Here is a 17,140-nt window from a genome sequence, read left to right as displayed (position 1 = left end):
ACAAACAATGATGAAGAAAGCAATTTTCAAGATTTGTGTAGCGGTGCTGGCCATACCCGCAGCATTACAGGCGCAACAGAACAAGTTAGTTAAATCGGTTACGGTAAAAGGCACCGTTGAATTTACCGATCCCAAACAGGCGGTCAATAAAGTATTTTTGTCGAAAGATAACTTCAAAGGAAAACCTGTGGTAGTAGATTCCTGTGAAGTAGGCAAAGACAATTCCTTTTCTTTTAAAATTAAACAGGACCACCAGGGCATTTATATTATCAATGCGATGAACTGGGACCGTGCCACCTTCTGGAGCGATGCCGATATAACGGTACATATGAGAGGGTATGATACTGCCAGGTATAAGGTGAAGATTCCGCACTACAATTATGTAGCAGGATCTTACGACAATAACTTTGTGAACCTCCGCGAGCTGAACAACGAGCTGAATTACCGCAGGATGATAGATGAATACAACATGGAGTATTATGCCAAGAAAGCCACTGATACTAACTGGTACGCCTATATGAGGGACCATCAGAAATATAACCCGATGGGCGAGGATTATAAAATCCGCGAAGAGGTGCTTACCAAAGCGTATGCCGACCGCCCGGTGATGGTATATGCCATCCGTGGTATGGCGGGCACACAGGCAGGTGCACAATACGACAATGCCATGAAAATGCTGGAAGTGCTGATAGCGCGTTATCCGTGGTTAACAGAAGCAAAGCTGCTGAAGGAAACGATTATCACCAACAAAGCACAGGCCATGCGTTTGAAAGCAGGGCAGCCTATGCCATCTGTAAAGTACCCTGATGCCAATGGGTCGCTGGCCGGACTGGAAAAATACAAGGGTAAATACCTGTTGGTTGACTTCTGGGCAAGCTGGTGCGGCCCTTGCAGGCAGGCCATCCCAAAGGTAAAAGAGCTGTATGAAAGTTACAAGGCAAAAGGCTTTGAGGTAGTAAGCATTTCCATCGACACTGATAAAAATGCCTGGGAAAAGGCAATGAAAGAGGAAGCTATGCCGTGGGAACAATTGCTGAGTGATAACAAGGATAAGACTATGGAACAATTCCAGTTTTCCGGCATCCCTACTATGTACCTGGTGGATACCGAAGGAAAAATTATGGAGCGTTTCACCGGCTACAGTGAAGACGCAGAAAAGAAAATAAAGGAGAGCCTGGCAAAAGGCACCAAAGCCGTTCCTGCAAAACAGGCGGCCTCTGTTCCAATGTCCAGTTTCTAAACATCATACACCAACCATGAATAAAAACACATTGATAATGGCCGGCAGCATGCTGCTGGCCGCTTTTCTCCCGGCAACCGCACAAAAGAAATACAAGATAACTGCCCATATCAAAGGCCAGGACGACTATCGTCTGAGCCTGTCGTATGTAACCGCCAGCGGGCATATGGCAGATACGGTAATTGCCCGCAATGGCGACCAGTTCATCTTTTCAGGGCAGGTACAGGAGCCGGTAGTGGGTACTTTTTTGTCGCGCCACCCTGCTTCAAAATTTGAAATGGTGAAAGGCGGTATGTTTATGCCCGCGCCTAACCTGGAAATCCTTCTCACGGAAAATACGGATGTAACCATTACCGGTGATGCCACCGAACTTTACAAAGCAGTAGTGAAGGGCGACAAAGCCAATGAAGAACTGAATGCGCTCCGGCAAAGAGAAATGCCGCTGGTATCAAAAGTATGGGAGCTGAGGAAGAAGTCGGCCGCCATGCGCAAACCGGAAGACAGCACCGCCAGGAAAGCCATGACAACAGAAATGGCCGCCGCCAATGAACAGCTCACGGTTATGCGTAAACAGTTTGTGGCAAAGCATCCCAAGTCTTTCGTAAGCGTTATGTTGCTGGTAAGGTTGCAGGGCGACTACGATGCAGTAGCCTATGAGCAGGCTTACAACAAGTTAAGCGATACTTATAAAAGTACTTATTTAGGCAGGTACCTGGGCTCCCGGATATCCGGCGCCAAAGCTACCAGCGAGGGCGCCACGGCTATTAACTTCACCAAAAAAGATAATTACGGTCAGCCGTTTACGTTATCCTCCCTTAAAGGGAAATATGTATTACTTGATTTCTGGGGAAGCTGGTGTGGTCCCTGCCGGGCGAGTCACCCGCACCTGAAGGAAGTATACGCAAAGTATAAAAATAAAGGATTAGAAATAGTGGGCGTTGCAGATGAAAAAGCCAACAACCTGGAAGATGCAAAAAAGGCATGGTTAAAAGCCATCAGTGATGATGGCATCGGCTGGATACAGGTACTTAACAACTACGAAAAGGCATCGGCAGATTTGGCAATGGCGTATGGTATCACCGGGTTTCCCACTAAAATACTGCTGGATAAGGACGGGAAAGTATTATTCAAACTTGTTGGAAGTGGCGGGGATGAATTGGATCAAAAGTTGAAAGCGGTGTTAGGTAATTGAGGAAGGAAGCCGGCTTCTTACATGGAGCCGGCTTCTTTTTTATGTTTAATGCAATCATCTTAAGAAACTGTAGAAGATGCCTGCCTGGAAACCGATCCATAATTTATTACTGCGGCTTGCATCCGGAGAGAAATTATTGCTGATGGTATAAGGTGGTTTAAAGTACTTTACATTAGCGAGTGCCTCACTCTCCTGCTTTCCCAGGGCACGTGGTTTTCCTTCTGTGTAATAGGTTGTTTGCAGGCTATTCAGCGCCACCCCAAACTGAAGCCGCCAATGATCGCCTATTTGTTTTTCCCCTGCCAGGGATAACTTATGTAGCTGTGCTTTCACTGTTTTTTGCAGGAATGCCAGCGAGTCGTAGTTCGCTTCCATCCTTCCTGTAGTACCCTGCAGATGTAAACGCCAGTTGTCTGATAAACGTATAGAAGTACCTGCGCCATACCGGAGCATAGAGAAAGAAAAGTTAGTGCTCCAGGAACCGACGAGGTAAAGGAATGGTACTCCTACATGGATGGTTGGATTTACATAAAAAGATTCGTCTGCTACCATCCCTGCGGCGGCATAGGGTTTTAATGCGAATGCCGATTCGCTTCTTTTAGCGCCGGCAGGTGGTGCAGTTATCAGTGGCCAGAAATAGCCGGTATTCTTTTTTACGGTGTCCGGCGCGGGAAATATAACACCTGCCTGTTTGGTAGTCACCGGGGAAACAGGGATGATGACAAAACGGGCAGGTGGTATTACGCGTTCCCGTTTTATCACTACAGGAGCTTTTTTTGTAACAATAAGCGGTGGTGCATCTACAAAAATAATATGACCTCCCAGCACACGGTAATCAATACCGGTATGTTCACGCAGCTCTGTGAGCAACCTTAACAAAGATTGCGTTCCTTTTTTTACATGCACGGTCCTGGAGGTTGGAAACTTCCTTGTGTTCACGGAAAACCGGATGCCTTGCTGTTTGCTGACGAGGGTCAGCAAGGCATCCAGGCGCATATCTGCAACGGGAATGGTTACTTCTTCCTGTAACTTCACGGTGGCTTCCTGAGCAAAAACGGTGGCTGTTAAGAGGGTTAACCCTGCCGCTATAAAAAATTTCGATAGCAGACTAATTACATCCTGTCCCACTGATATATATCCTGTCATGCTCAAATCTACATTGTACATTCAACGTAACTGAAATCACTTCAAATACGTATTGTATCGGTTTATTCTCAAAGGCACTGCTCATGGTGCAGTTCTCCAGGCGTTTATCTTCCAGGATCACTTTAATGTTGTATGCCTTTTCCAGTTGAGTGATAATTTCTTTCAACGACGCATTTTCAAAATTAAAGATCCTGGTGGCGTATCCCGTTTTATTGGGATTAAAGGCGCCTTTGATGCTGAAACGTTGGGAGATGGTGTTGTACTCCAGCTGCTGTGCTGCTTTTACTATTATAGCGGTATCTCCCTTGCTGACCAGTACAGCGCCGCTGGTAACCGCTACTTCAATCACGGCTGCCAGTTCACGGACATTAAAGGCAGTGCCTAATACTTTAATGCGCAGGTCCCCCACTGATACTATAAACGGTTTTAAGGGATCAGAAGTTACATTGAACCAGGCTTCCCCGGTTAACTGAATGAACCTTGTTTTATCTGCGAGGCCCGGGGTATACTTGATAGCCGAATGGCTGTTCACTACTGCCAGGGAGTGGTCCGGCAGGGTATCGTGGTAAATGCCGGTGGTGGTTTGCCTGATCACCAAAGGAGCAACTGCAGGTGATGGCCGCCATATAAAGTAAAGGGTCGCGGCGCCTATCAGCACCAATATGACTGCTGCCATACGCCAAGCGTTCCTTTGCGGTTTATACCCCACTGCCTTTTGTTTGATTTCATGCAGCAGGAGCGCTTTATCCGGCAGCTGGTGATGCGGGTTGTTCCCGGCTGCGTCCCAGGCTGCTGCTGCTTCGTTGTATAATTTGCGGTGATCCGGGTGTTGCGTGATCCAGTCATCCACGGCCATCGCCTCTTCCGGGGAGGCTTCCCCGGAAAAGTATTTCCCTAATAACCCGTATAACAGCTCCCCGTTGCTCATTATGGTTGTAATAAAAGTAAAATAAATACAGCGATCGTGATGTCCGACAGTTCCTCTCGAAGGATCCGTAAAGCCTTTCCTATCTGGACTTCTACGGTTTTTACAGAAAGGTCCATTTCTGCCGCAATATCTGCATACTTCTTTCCTTCAAACCTGCTTTTGGTGAAGATCAGCTTACATTGTGGCGGTAATTTTCCGATGCATGCCATGATCCGTTGCTGCGTTTCCTTGCTGACCAGGGCATTCCTGAATTCGCCGGCAGGATGATTGTTGGTTGTTGCGTAATGATCTTTTATTTTTTTATGTCTTTTTATATTAAGACAATAATGGTAGATGGCCGTATACAAATAGGATTTCACCGACTGCTGCCCGTCTATTGTTGTCCTTTTCTCCCATAACTTCAGGAAAACCACCTGTACTGCATCTTTGGCCTCATCATTATCTTTTAGTATAGTGAAGGCATAGCGGTGCAATCCTTCAAAATACATTTGAAAGTATGTTTCTATCTGCCTGTACAGGTCATCTGCCTTGCCAATATGTGCGTTCAATACAAAACCGGTTACCGTGATTGAAGTGATCGTTCCCTGGTAATACACTTCAGCTTTCAAATCCCCCTATCTGTTTCAAATAATAATTTTTTAATGGTTCCAGGTAAGGGTAAAAATGAATTAAAGTGTATTAGCCCAAATATCTGTACCATGACGAAAACCATCAGCAAAAGAAATCTCATCTGCCTGATAGCCGGGACAGCCCTTGTTATTTTAAATTCGGTTTCCTGTAAAAAGGAAAACAACGGCGCCAACCCCGCTCCCATACCCAATGAGCCGAACCCGGAGCCTGGCGGAAATGATCCTGACGCTCCTAACCTGCCCGGTACACTTTATGACTATGTGGGCACCCGCAACAATATGCCTCCTTACATGCAGGCATTTATGAATGCCAATCCTACCCTGGACAATACGCCTGTTGGCAATCCTATTACCAATACAGGAGCTACCCTGGGCAGGGTATTATTTTATGACAAGTCGTTGTCGGTGAATAATACCCGGTCGTGTGGTTCCTGTCACCACCAGGACAAAGCCTTTACCGACGGCGTAGCCACATCCGAAGGATTTGAAGGGAATTTAACCCGGCGTAACAGCATGCCGGTGGTGAATCTCCGCTTCTTCCGGTCGGCCACCATGTTCTGGGACATGCGGGCCAAAGATATTGAAACGCAAACGCTGATGCCTGTCCTGGATCATATAGAAATGGGAATACCTTCCCTCGCTGCTCTTGAAACGAAATTAACAGGGATAAGTTACTACCCGGCACTATTTAAAGCTGCTTTCGGAAGCGAAGTGGTTACCTCCGATAAAATAGCCAAAGCAATATCGCAGTTCCTGCGGAGCATTGTATCCTTCAATTCCAGGTATGATCAGGGAGTAGCCACGCAATTCAGCAACTTCAGCGCCTCAGAAAAAAATGGCATGCGGCTGATGCAGGCGGATTTCTGCACCGAATGTCATAGCGACTTCTCCACCGCCGGGGTGGGAAAAAACTCGTCCTACCTCATTGTGGACAATACCGGGGTAAATACCGGGTTTGGCTCCAACAACGGGCTGGAAAGTAACTACACCGACAAAGGTATTGGTGAGATCACCCACAAACCCGCCGATCAGGGTACCTTTAAAATTCCAAGCCTGCGGAATGTGGAGCTGACTGCCCCGTACATGCACGATGGCCGCTTTGCCACACTCGAAGATGCGATAGAACACTATTCTACCGGGATCAAACAAAATCCAAATATCGGGATACAGTTTTCGGGAATACAAAGCGGGGGCTTGGTGTTTTCCGCGAAAGACAAAAATGATATTATTGCTTTTCTTAAAACACTGACTGATCAGTCGCTGGTAACGGAGCCGAAGTATGCGGACCCGTTTAAATGAGGTGGAGAGGGCGTTTCATTGAGTGTGAAACGCCTTTTTTTTTTAAAAAAATATGTTAAACCTATATTACTATTTATGTCTTTGTAGTGTACAATTAATGTTATTCTCCTTCTAAAAAATCTATACGTTTGACTAATGATCAGAATAAACTTTGAAGATACATTTGAGCCGATAGAAGTTGCCACTGATTTAACGGATATAAAATTCTATTCCAGACTAAAGAACGGAAAATTGATTTTACTAAAAATAGAAATCAGACCTCTGACCGATCCGTTATTGCCAAATGTTTTCAACCTGGCCTTTGGTCCTTTAAATGAAGAAGGAAAAATTAACGACGAGATTAAGGTTAATCACTCAAATATCGGCAAAATGTTCTCGACGGTCTTATTGTTTGCCTTAAGCTTTCTGCGGAAAAATAATTCATCGACCATTGGCGTGGATGGATCTAATGATATACGTGCATATTTGTATCACAGGATGTTTCAAACCAATAAAAAGTATCTCTGCGACGTTATTATAACAATTGGAGTAGATTGGTATGTAAGATTATTAAGGAATAATACAGTTGAAAAAGACAATCTGGGATTTCCGTTTTTCAAACCTAAACCGGAACAATTTGATTACCAAAGATCTACAAAGGATCTTTATAGGTATTATATGTTTCATTTAAACAACTGATTATTCAATAAAAAACCATAATTTCGACATATGACGAAGAATATCCAACAAAAATTAGATAAAATCATTCAGTTTGCAGCAAGCTCCGGCAAGGCTGTCAGGCCGGTTGAGGATACGTCCACGCAACGTTTAAGCAACGATAGCCTTTCCATGTCTATCAGAAATAAAAAGGAAGCTGATTTATTTCTCGCAGAATTAAACGCTGTCATAAAAACCGCCCGCCATAAATAACCTGGAATCACTTCTCCGGCTTCAGCTCCAGCACCTTCACCTGGAATGGCGCCAGTTCAAGTATAATCGTTTTCTCACTATCCATCTCTTCTTCTTTTACATCTTCTGTAACATTCAAAACAGCAAACCTGGTATGATAGCCAACCGGCAATTCCAGTACTTCTTTTAGATTGAAAGTAATTCTTTTTGTTCCGGGAGATGGGTTCCTCCATGTTAAAATGCCTTCCTGTTGGTTCCATGCGGCAAAGCCATACACTTCCTGTTTGCCGGGGTCACCGCCCATCCAGTGTGCATCGGATAATACATCCCGGTGCTTTTCGGACCAGCGCATGGCTTTGGCCAATACATTCCAGCTGTTGCTGCTCATCAGGTGCGGATTGATATACAGTTCCTGCATGCCGGTGCCGGTGCCAAAAAACTCCCAGATATCTTCCGCAATGCCTTTGTCGTCGTTGGTAAAACCTGCGCCCACGCCATTTTCATTATTGATTACCACGCCGTGATACATCATAGCGTTGAGCGGATATAATTTTGCGCGTTGTACTACATTTTTATATACTTCCGCATCGCGGTAGTTGATCCATTGCTGCCTTTTGGTGCCGGCGCCCAGTACATCCATATCGCCGCCGGCGCGCCAGATGGCGTCGCCATAATTGAGCCAGTAAGGAGAAGGCCAGGTGCCTACCGTTAAATTAAAGAAGAGGTCGGGTTTTATTTTGCGCAGATCGGTGATGACGCGTAAAAATGCTTCCACATCTTTAGCGTACTTCTCTCCTGCCCCGCTGGCGCCGTTGCCTGCGCCTACGCCGTCGAATTTAAAGCTCACCACACCCTGGTCTTTCACAAAACCGGTGGTTAGTTTTTTAAAGTAGCCGAAGTAATTTTTATCCGCCAGGCTAAGGCCATTTTCATTGGGCGTAAAGGGAAGGCCGAGCGTTTTAATGCTGGCAAGGCGACTGATCTTTTCCTGGTCGTAGCCGCCCCAGGGAGACACCCATACGCCCATGGCAGCACGATATTTAGCCGCCAGTGCTTCCATATTCTTAAACCCGTTGGGCAGGTGCCTGCTGAAATACCAGAGTTTATTGTAATCATCCCAGCCGCTGTCCCAAAGGAAAGCGCTGATCTTTGCTTTGCGTTTTACGACGAGGCTGTCGCCAAACATGCGGATACGGTCCATTGCGTTGGCTTCGGTAATTTCCCGGCCGTCGTAACCTGCATCGTACCAGGAGTTGTAATGTGGAAAAGGACGATAAGGTACCGCGCGCACTTTTTCCAGGTAGTAAAGGAAACCGCGACGGAGCTGTGTTTCCGGGGTAACGCCCCAGGCCGTGCTCACGTCAAACCCGTTGCCGGAGCGCAGCGTGGCAGATGCCGCCACGCTGCTTTGAATACCTTTGTCTGTTACACGTCCCTGTGCCATCGGGTGTTCCAGCGCAAAGAAACTGTTGCCGGCTATAACCGGCGAACCGTCCACAGTGCCTGAAAGCTGCGGCTGATAGGCCGATGGAACATTTACCAGTAACAGATCGTCCACAGCCGACGAAGGATCGGTGATATGGAAATGCTGCTGAATGAAGTTACAGTCGTTGTGCAACGTGATCCGCCAGATCAACTGAATATTCTTTACAGTATTTACCAATGTAAAGGTGAGCTGCTTACCGGGCAGGCGCGCTATCAACCGTACTGCGGTTGGTGAAGCAGTGATGTTACCGGCGTCTTTTGTGCTTACCTGGAAATCAGCGGCGGTTAATACGGTTCCATCTTTCAATTTTAATTCAAACAAACTATATTGCGGAAAAGAGAATGCTTTAGCACGCAGCTTATCCGTAAACGTTACCTGTTGCAGGTGGTTCTTCAACACGTTTATTTTTACTTCCAGTATATTATTCCCCAGTGTATTGGCAGCGGGTTGCACCACTGCCACGGCGGGCGTTTTGCCGGCGTAATATACCTGGGCAGATAACGCCAGCCGGGATAGCAATAAGATGGCAATAAAAACGGATCTTCTTTTCATGGCTTGTGCTGTTGAACGGAGGATAATGTTAGGCGATTTCACCCGGCTTTTCCAGCACAAACGATTGCGTAAAATAGCAGTATGCTACATCTTTTCTTTTTTCCGGATCTCTGCAAACAATGCTTTAAAGGTATCTGCATTATCCTGTGTTGGTTTGCGCACACCTTTTCGGTTGTAGTAGGCATCAATAAATTCTTTTGTATTTACCCACATGGTTTCGAATACGCCGGGCATCCGTTCAGATAACGTATAGGAAAAATCTGCCCGCAGCGCATTTTTCCGGGCGGCATATACCTGTTCCAGTTGTGCCAGCGCCACGTCTTTTTTTCCGCAGGCGGAAGGCAATACATGAAATCCTTTGATGGCAAAGTAAGCCGGGGTGGGCGGTGCATCTTCATATTTCCAGTCGCAGATCATGATATCTTTCGGGATCAGGTCTATAGCCCTGGCGGTATTGTTCATACTGGCCTGCCATCCGAGCAGGTTGGTTTCTTTTCCGTCTATCAGGCGGTCGCTCCACATCCACAGCTGGCAATTTTTTTCTTTGAGATGCTGATGCAAGGCGTTTACATAGCCTGCAAACAGTTCGGCTTTGTCGCGGCCCCCGCAGCGGGGGCACTTATCATAGCCCAGGATCCACACCTCATCAAGTCCCACGTGAAGCGCATCGGCGCCGCATACATCGATGAGTTCATCCATCAGGGGGAAAATGATCTTGAACAGGTCGGGGTGCAGCGGGCATAGGCTTTTGCTGTAGAAGTCGAACATACCGCCGTTTTTCCAGGGCACCGGCGGATTATAGTCCGGTGATTCGTCGAGCTGCGGGTAATTTTTCAGCAACGGTCCCATTTCTGTTTGTTCCGACTGGTGGGCCAGCAGGTTCATGGTAGGGATAAAGCGGATACCGGCTTCCTTGCAGGCGGCTACAATCTGTTTGAGGTCTGTTTCCGAAATCGCGTTGCGCTCGGCGAGTTCGGGATGCGATTTAAACTGGTATGCATATTCAATCCGTAACGCCAGCGTGTTTACCCCTTCCGCCTTCAGGGCTTCCTTGATAAAGCGGCACAGCAGCGGCACATCCTGGGGAGCTGGTACGCTGAGCAGCAACCCTTTTACAGGCAATACGTTCCATTTGAAATCTTTTGGTGTTTGCGACATGGCAGTTGCGGGCAACAGCCATAGGGCTATATAAAACAGGACTTGTTTGAACATTACTGAACATTTAATTATCTGAGAAAAGTGGCGACCCGTCTCCGGGCCGCCACTGCTACTTATTCTGCCGTTACTTTGCGGATACGGTTATTGTTGCGGTCGAGCACATACACTACGCCGTCTTTGTCAACCGCCACGCCGGTAGGCGCATTAAACAGCGCTGCTGCGCCGGCGCCATCCGCAAATCCTGCGGTGCTGCCGCCTATATAGGTGCTTACTTCCCAGGCGTTGGCAGTGATGAAGCGGATGCATTGGTTGCTGTTAACAGAAGATCCGTCGGCACTGCCGTTACCGGCTACGAACAGGTTGTTGGCTTTGTCCACGATAATACTCCAGGGATTTTCAAAACGTGCAGCGGTACCGGTACCATTTACCAGGCCGGTTTGATTTTCCGCGCCGGCGATGATAGTGGGCGCCCAGTTACCTGCAGCAAACTTTTTGATCACGGAGTTTCCATTCTCTGTTACAAATAAATTTCCTTTGTCATCTACCGCTACATCGGCGGGTCTGTTTAGCCCGGTGATGATGGGTGTAACGCTGCTGCCATCAGGCGTTACCTGATAAATGCTGCCAGGGCTGCCGTTGTTGGCGTAGTACAGGGTGCCGTTGCGTTTATCGATGCCAATTCCCCAGGCTTCGCCCCAGCAAATGCGGGAGGTGGTACCATCGGGTGTGATTTTGCGGATGGTCCATGCGGAAGGATCGGATACGAATACATTCCCGCTGTTATCGGTTACAATATCAAAGGGAAGATAGAACTGTGCGGCGGGGCCTTTGCCTTCCACATAGCCGGAGGTGCCGCTGCCGGCGAGTGTGGTGACGGCGCCATCGGGTGCAATTTTTCTCACGCGTAAGTTGCCTGCATCGGCTACATATACGTTTCCGTTATCGTCTACATCGAGGCCGCAGCGTTTATCAAAATTAAAAGCGGCGTTTGTGCCTTTGCCATCGGAGTAGCCTGCCGCGCCGTTGCCTGCCAGGGTGGTTACTTTATAGGAAGATAAATACTGGAAGTCTTTGGGAGCGGTGCCTGCTTTGCCGTTAATGGTTACGACTACTTTACCGCTGCCAGCTTTTTCCGGGATTACTACCAGGATATGATCGCTGATAATGCCGGTGACAAGGGCTTTTTTGCCATTCACCGTAACGGTCACCCCATTGGTATCTTTACTGAAATTGGTTCCATAGATCAGCACTTCCGTGCCGGCGGCGCCGGTTTCCGGTGTAAATTTATCCACCACCACCGGTGCGTTGTTATCGTGTTCGAAATCGTTGTCTTTGTTACAGGCAGCGGCTGTAAACAACAGCCATACTGCCAGTAAGCGGTATATTATCGTTTTCATTTTTTTAAATTTAGGGAGATGTAGAACGCTTTACCAGCCTTTATTCTGCGTAAACTCAGGATTCTGGCTGCTTACCTTATCCATTTCACTTTGCGGAATGGGAAGCCAGTAATTTTTACCCGGATCGAACACCCTTTTTTCTATTACCGGATAGCGGTAGGAAACATTGCCGGTGCCGCTAACGGCTACGCCGTGTACTTCTTTATTATCTACCTGTTCAGCGGTTTTCCAGCGGCGCACATCCCAGAAGCGATGATCTTCCAATGCCAGTTCTATTCTTCTTTCATGGCGGATCTTTTCGCGCAACGTTTCTTTGGTTCCACCGTTGATACCCGGCATACCGGCCCTGGTGCGGATTGCATTGAGGGCATCGTATACTTCTGTTGCGGGGCCTGCGGCTTCATTTTGTGCTTCCGCGTAGTTGAGATAAAGTTCCGCGGTTCTGATGAGTACCCATTTGCGATCGCTGCCACCGGTGCCTGCAAACAGGTCGACCGAAGGGAGGAGATATTTCCGTGGCCAGTAGTTGGTGGCAATCTGGCCGGAGCGCGGTGCATCGGCCCCGTTCGGATCCAGCACCTTTCCTTTCCAGGAGCAGCCGGGATACAGGATGGTCGCATAAAAGCGGGGATCCCTCCCATCGTAAGGACGTTGCGCGCTGTAGCCGGAAGCGGGATCTTTAATGGAAAGGCCGGTGGTTTTCATTTCGTAATCATCTACCAGTTCCTGCAGCGGTGTAATGTTGCCGTAGCCGTTGGCGCTGCGGGGATTCATTTCCCGGTCAATACCACCATCGCCGAAAGCGCCGGGTGCGGGGCGGCTCCAGATCACTTCACGGTTGAAGTATTGGGTGAAGATATCGCCGTAGGTGTCGTACAGCGTGTAGCCGTTGGCGATAGCAGTGTCCAGTGCGGCCTTGCAGGCGGTTGCGGCAGCCTGCCAGCGGGCGGTATTGTTGCCTGCATTGTAGAGCGGGCTGGCGTAAAACAGCCGTACGCGGCCTTCCAGCGCCAGTGCAATCATTTTGGAGGCACGGCCCCAGTTGGAAGGGCGATCGTTGTAAGCCACCGGCAACAAAGTGCCGGCTTCCTGCAGGTCGTTGAGGATGCTGGCAGTTACTTCATCGATGCTGTTGCGTTTGTAGTAAATGCCTGTTGGATCATCGAACGGATTTTTCTCCGACAGCAGCAGTGGTACGCCTCCCCAGGCGCGCATCAGTTCAAAATAGTAGAAGGCGCGCAGGGTGAGCACTTCTCCTTTAAGGCGGCTGCGCCGTTGCGGATAGTTAGGATCCTGGGGCACGAGGTCGTACTGCGCAAGGAACTTATTACACGAACGGATCTTGCCATAATAGTCGGCCCAGGAGCTCTGCATCGGGAAGTTGGCAGGGCTCATGGAGCCGGTGTTGAAATTGCCGGCATCGGGATAAGAAGCGGAATTATCGCTGGCCTGGTTGGTTTCGTCGGTGGCACTGCTGAGCGGCCATGCCGACCCGGGCTTAAAAATATTGGGTAAGCTTTGGTAGATAGTATTCACAAACTTTTCGGCGTTTTCAATATTTGAAAACACTTCTTTTTCAGTGATCAGATCACTGGGCTTCCTGTCCAGGTAATTCTTACCGCAGGCAGTAACACACATGATCAGTACTGCTGCTATCCCTGTTTTAACGAAGAACGTATTCATGATTTTAATTTATCACAGGTGATTAAAGATTGATGGTGATACCGGCATTATACACGCGCATAATCGGATAAGGCTGCCAGCCCCAGCGGCCGCCGGTATTGGATTCCGGATCTATCCCCAGTTCTTTCACATTATCCCAGCTGATGAGGTTCATACCATTCACATAGATGCGTGCGCTTTTAATTTTCACCTTTTTCAGGAGGTGCGCCGGCAGCCGGTACCCTATCTCAGCATTCTTTAATTTAACATAGTCGGTGTTCCTGATCCAGTAAGTAGAACTGACCGAGTTATTGGCCATATTACTTTCCGATAAGTGTAAAACAGGATAGGTGGCTTTGTCGGCGTTTTCCGGCGTCCACCTGTTCAGGTGCATGGGCCGGTAGCTTTCGCGGAAGTTGCCGGTGAGCTGCGAAGAGTAGATCTGGCGTCCGCCGCCTGCGCCCTGGAACAGCACACTTACATCCAGGCCTTTATAGTCGATGCCGAAGGTGGCCCCGAAATAACTGGTGGGTACATTCATCATGGGCAGCATGATCCTGTCGGCTTCATTGATCACGCCATCTTTATTGATGTCGGTGTATTTGATGTCGCCGGGGATGAGTGGTGAAAAAGTTTGCTGCGGGCTTTTATTGATTTCATCCTGGTTGCGGAACAGTCCTTCGGCCACATAGCCGAGATCGTACCCGATAGGATGGCCTACTGCGCTCTGGTAAGGATATGCCAGTTTGGGTTCGTCCATCTCCAGTATTTTATTTTTTACATACTGGTAATTCAATTTTGAAAAGACGCCTACTGCGCCGATGTTGGAATTTACATTCAGTTCTGCTTCCACACCTTTATTGCGGATACGGCCCATATTACGGTTCAGTGATGCGGTGATACCGAGATAAGCAGGGATGGTGCCGGCGTAGGTAAGGATATCTTTACGCAGTTCATTAAAAATATCTACCGAAAACTTCACTTTATCTTTCAGAAATCCTGTTTCAATACCGAGGTTTGTTTTCGCTGCTTTCTCCCAGGTAATGGCGGTGTTGCCCACCCTGTTTTCATAATAGCCGCCGGCGCCGGTGCCCACGCTGCCAAAAGTAAAGCCATCGCCGCGGGCGTAATCAGATACATATAACCAGCGGTCGCCGCCTACCTGGTCGTTACCCACGTAACCGTGTGAGAAACGCATTTTCAGGTAGCTGAACAGCGACTGGCCACTCATGAACTGTTCATTACTCAGCACCCAGGCGGCAGAAAGCGCCGGGAAAAATCCGTACCGTTTACCGGGAGGAAAGTTCTCGGAGCCATTGTAACCGGCATTGAATTCAAGGTAGTAGCGGGTGGCGTAGTTGTAAGCAATCCTGCCTACAAAGCCTTCGTATACCCGTGGGAGGTTACCCGACTGGGAGCGGTAATTGCGGTTGAACAGGAGTAAGCCTCCGAGGGAGTGTTTACCAAAATCGCGGTCGTACATCACTTTCAGATCATAGTAGTAATATCTTTCGCCGCTGGAATAACCGGAGCGTTGTAAACTGGTGGCCTTACGGTGCTGGGTATACGTACCTTCTGCACCGGGCACTGATTTGTAACGATAAGAATCAAAGTCCTGGTCCAGTGCAAAGTTGATATCGCCATAGTTCTCGAAAGTAAAGAGTCCTTTTACTTTCAGTCCGGGTGTGATAAAGTCCAGCTTGCGGGTGAGTGCCACGCTGCCGTTGGTACTATGCCAATAGGCATCGATATAACCGTTACGGGTAAGCACGCCATACAGGTTGTAAAAATCTTCCCGCATGGTGCCGGAGGCGATAGAGCCATCGGGGTTAAACACGGGTGTAAGGCGATTGGTCATCTGCGACAGCAGTACCCAGAAAAATTCATTGTTGCCACGGTCCGCAGAAGGACTGGTACGGTTTTCCAGGCGGGAGGCCAGGTCTACCTGCAGGTCGGTATTTTTATCGAGGGTGATATCCACGTTGGAGCGGAAATTAAAGCGGTCGTATTTGTATTTGATGCCGTAGATATTTTCATTGGCGTGGTTGTATACCGGCTCCTGGCGCAGGTAAGAACCCGATACAAAATATTTAACGAATTTGGAACCGCCGCCGATATTGATGTTCACTGTTTTCTGCGGGGAATAGTCCCGGATGATTTCCTTGTACCAGTCGGTATTTGGATAGTCATAAGGTTTCAGTCCTGTTTTATAATATTCCAGTTCCTGGTCGGTGAATACCGCCGGCATGCCATCATTTTTGGCGGCTTCATTTTCCAGCAGGCCGGATTGGTAAGAATCGAGGAAGCGGGGAAAATTGGTAGGCTGCTGCAAGGCATACTGCATGTTCACCTGGATGTTGGGCGGGCCGTCTTTACCGCGTTTGGTGGTCACCAGCACGATACCGTTGGCGCCCTGTATACCGTATAATGCAGTAGAGGAAGCGTCTTTCAGGATAGAAACGGATTCTATTTCGTTGGGGTCCAGCTGACCGATATTGGCATCTCCGCGGGGCAGGCCATCTATTACCACGAGCGGGTTGGTGGCGCCGGTGGTGCTGATACCGCGGATAAACAGCTGTGAGTCGTCGCTGCCGGGGCGGCCGGAGTGCTGCGCCGTGATGAGGCCGGGTAATCTTCCGGCCAGTGCGTTCGAGAGGTTGGCTACCGGGCTTTGTTTCAGTTCTTTTGTTTGTATGCTGGACACAGCGCCGGTGATGCTTTGCCGTGTTTGTTTTTGTCCGTATCCCAGTACCACTACTTCATTCAAACCTGCATCGGAAGATTTCAGTGTTATGACGGCCAGCTGCGCGTTGCCTTTCACGGCGATTTCCCTTGTTTCAAATCCCAGGTAGGAGATGATGAGGACGCCGTTTTCCGGGACGGTTATTTTAAAGTTGCCGTCAACATCGGTGGTGGTACCACGACTGGTCCCTTTCAGCTGGATGCTTACGCCGGGCAGCTCGGGGCCATTTTCAGCCGTTACCTTACCGGTTACCGTGATATCGGCCGTACTTTCCGAGATGGCTACCAGTCCGCCTTCCAGCATTTTATACCGTAAATTTTTCGCCAGCACTTTATCCAGGATCTCCGGCAGGGTGGCTTCTTTGAAGTTGACATCTACCTTTTCATCTTTCGGAAAAGTTTTGTAGTTGTACAGAAACCGGTAGTCACTTTTCGTTTCCACCCACTCCAGCAGCTTATGCAGGGCAATTTGCCGGCTGTTGAGCGTGAATTTGCTTTGCGAATACACTTCGGCGCGCACCTGTAAAATTGAAGCAGTAATAAGGATGAGACAAAGCTTCATACACAAGAATATTTTTCTCACTGAATAGTTGGAAAGGGCTGTTTTTGAACACAGCTTTTTTTTCATACATTTGAAATTGAACGTTAGACATTAGAAACAACGGGCATCCCGCACGGATTACGTTGTTTCGTACCATGTTTGGCTTTAGGGGAAGTGTTGCCGCACTTCCCTTTTTTTATGGGCGGAAGGAGTGGTTATACAGGTTCGGTGGGAACCGGGAATATTTTTTTCATCGTGTTACTGTTTGTTTTATGATCTG

The 17,140-nt window shown here is 48.3% G+C and carries 13 protein-coding genes; 5 read left to right on the top strand and 8 right to left on the bottom strand.

The features are described 5' to 3' along the window. Nucleotides 1-7: 7 nt before the first annotated feature. Nucleotides 8-1,240 carry a TlpA family protein disulfide reductase gene (locus tag ACLHR0_RS18170; RefSeq protein ID WP_436488449.1) on the top strand — a complete coding sequence of 411 codons (1,233 nt, stop codon included), beginning with the start codon at nt 8-10 and terminating at the stop codon, nt 1,238-1,240. Nucleotides 1,241-1,256: 16 nt separating this feature from the next. Further along, entirely contained in the window at nt 1,257-2,432 is a 1,176-nt protein-coding gene (locus ACLHR0_RS18165) for a redoxin family protein (RefSeq protein WP_436488447.1), read from the top strand. 54 nt (nt 2,433-2,486) lie between these two features. Here the strand turns inward: ACLHR0_RS18165 and ACLHR0_RS18160 are convergent, their stop codons facing one another. The 3 genes from ACLHR0_RS18160 to ACLHR0_RS18150 are packed head-to-tail and all read right to left on the bottom strand — an operon-like array spanning nt 2,487 to nt 5,114. Beyond that, complete coding sequence (locus ACLHR0_RS18160) at nt 2,487-3,578, bottom strand: hypothetical protein (protein ID WP_436488445.1); 1,092 nt, start codon at nt 3,576-3,578, stop codon at nt 2,487-2,489. Continuing rightward, a complete protein-coding gene (locus tag ACLHR0_RS18155; protein ID WP_436488444.1) occupies nt 3,541-4,506 on the bottom strand; it encodes a FecR family protein in 966 nt (321 codons plus the stop codon). Before ACLHR0_RS18155 ends, ACLHR0_RS18160 begins: the two co-directional genes overlap by 38 nt. Beyond that, nucleotides 4,506-5,114, bottom strand: coding sequence for an RNA polymerase sigma-70 factor (locus ACLHR0_RS18150; RefSeq protein WP_436488443.1), 609 nt, complete (start codon nt 5,112-5,114; stop codon nt 4,506-4,508). Before ACLHR0_RS18150 ends, ACLHR0_RS18155 begins: the two co-directional genes overlap by 1 nt. A 90-nt stretch (nt 5,115-5,204) precedes the next feature. On the opposite strand from ACLHR0_RS18150, the gene ACLHR0_RS18145 reads away from it, so the two are divergent. The 3 genes from ACLHR0_RS18145 to ACLHR0_RS18135 all read left to right on the top strand — a co-directional run bounded on the left by ACLHR0_RS18145 (nt 5,205) and on the right by ACLHR0_RS18135 (nt 7,343). After that, a complete protein-coding gene (locus ACLHR0_RS18145; protein WP_436488441.1) occupies nt 5,205-6,434 on the top strand; it encodes a cytochrome-c peroxidase in 1,230 nt (409 codons plus the stop codon). A 135-nt stretch (nt 6,435-6,569) separates the two neighbouring features. Then, nucleotides 6,570-7,112, top strand: a complete 543-nt coding sequence (locus ACLHR0_RS18140; protein WP_436488440.1) for a DUF6934 family protein — start codon at nt 6,570-6,572, stop codon at nt 7,110-7,112. Between the two features lie 30 nt (nt 7,113-7,142). Beyond that, nucleotides 7,143-7,343, top strand: coding sequence for a hypothetical protein (locus tag ACLHR0_RS18135; RefSeq protein WP_436488438.1), 201 nt, complete (start codon nt 7,143-7,145; stop codon nt 7,341-7,343). A gap of 7 nt (nt 7,344-7,350) precedes the next feature. On the opposite strand, the gene ACLHR0_RS18130 is transcribed toward ACLHR0_RS18135, so the two are convergent. The 5 genes from ACLHR0_RS18130 to ACLHR0_RS18110 form a co-directional block, all read right to left on the bottom strand. After that, nucleotides 7,351-9,360, bottom strand: coding sequence for a hypothetical protein (locus ACLHR0_RS18130; protein WP_436488436.1), 2,010 nt, complete (start codon nt 9,358-9,360; stop codon nt 7,351-7,353). A gap of 84 nt (nt 9,361-9,444) precedes the next feature. Next, the gene (locus tag ACLHR0_RS18125; protein WP_429046253.1) at nt 9,445-10,572 is read right to left on the bottom strand and encodes a family 20 glycosylhydrolase; all 1,128 of its coding nucleotides are present in this window, start codon (nt 10,570-10,572) and stop codon (nt 9,445-9,447) included. 59 nt (nt 10,573-10,631) lie between these two features. Next, nucleotides 10,632-11,915 carry an IPT/TIG domain-containing protein gene (locus ACLHR0_RS18120; protein WP_436488434.1) on the bottom strand — a complete coding sequence of 428 codons (1,284 nt, stop codon included), beginning with the start codon at nt 11,913-11,915 and terminating at the stop codon, nt 10,632-10,634. A gap of 30 nt (nt 11,916-11,945) precedes the next feature. Next, nucleotides 11,946-13,598, bottom strand: a complete 1,653-nt coding sequence (locus ACLHR0_RS18115; RefSeq protein WP_436488432.1) for a RagB/SusD family nutrient uptake outer membrane protein — start codon at nt 13,596-13,598, stop codon at nt 11,946-11,948. A 22-nt stretch (nt 13,599-13,620) separates the two neighbouring features. Beyond that, on the bottom strand, nt 13,621-16,881 hold the full coding sequence (locus ACLHR0_RS18110; protein WP_436488430.1) for a SusC/RagA family TonB-linked outer membrane protein: 3,261 nt from the start codon (nt 16,879-16,881) through the stop codon (nt 13,621-13,623). Nucleotides 16,882-17,140: the final 259 nt, after the last annotated feature.

The organism is Chitinophaga sp. ARDCPP14 (assembly GCF_051362515.1).
Lineage (GTDB): Bacteria > Bacteroidota > Bacteroidia > Chitinophagales > Chitinophagaceae > Chitinophaga.
The sequence above is the reverse complement of the archived record's forward strand: the minus strand, read 5'-3'. Positions and strand labels throughout refer to the sequence as shown.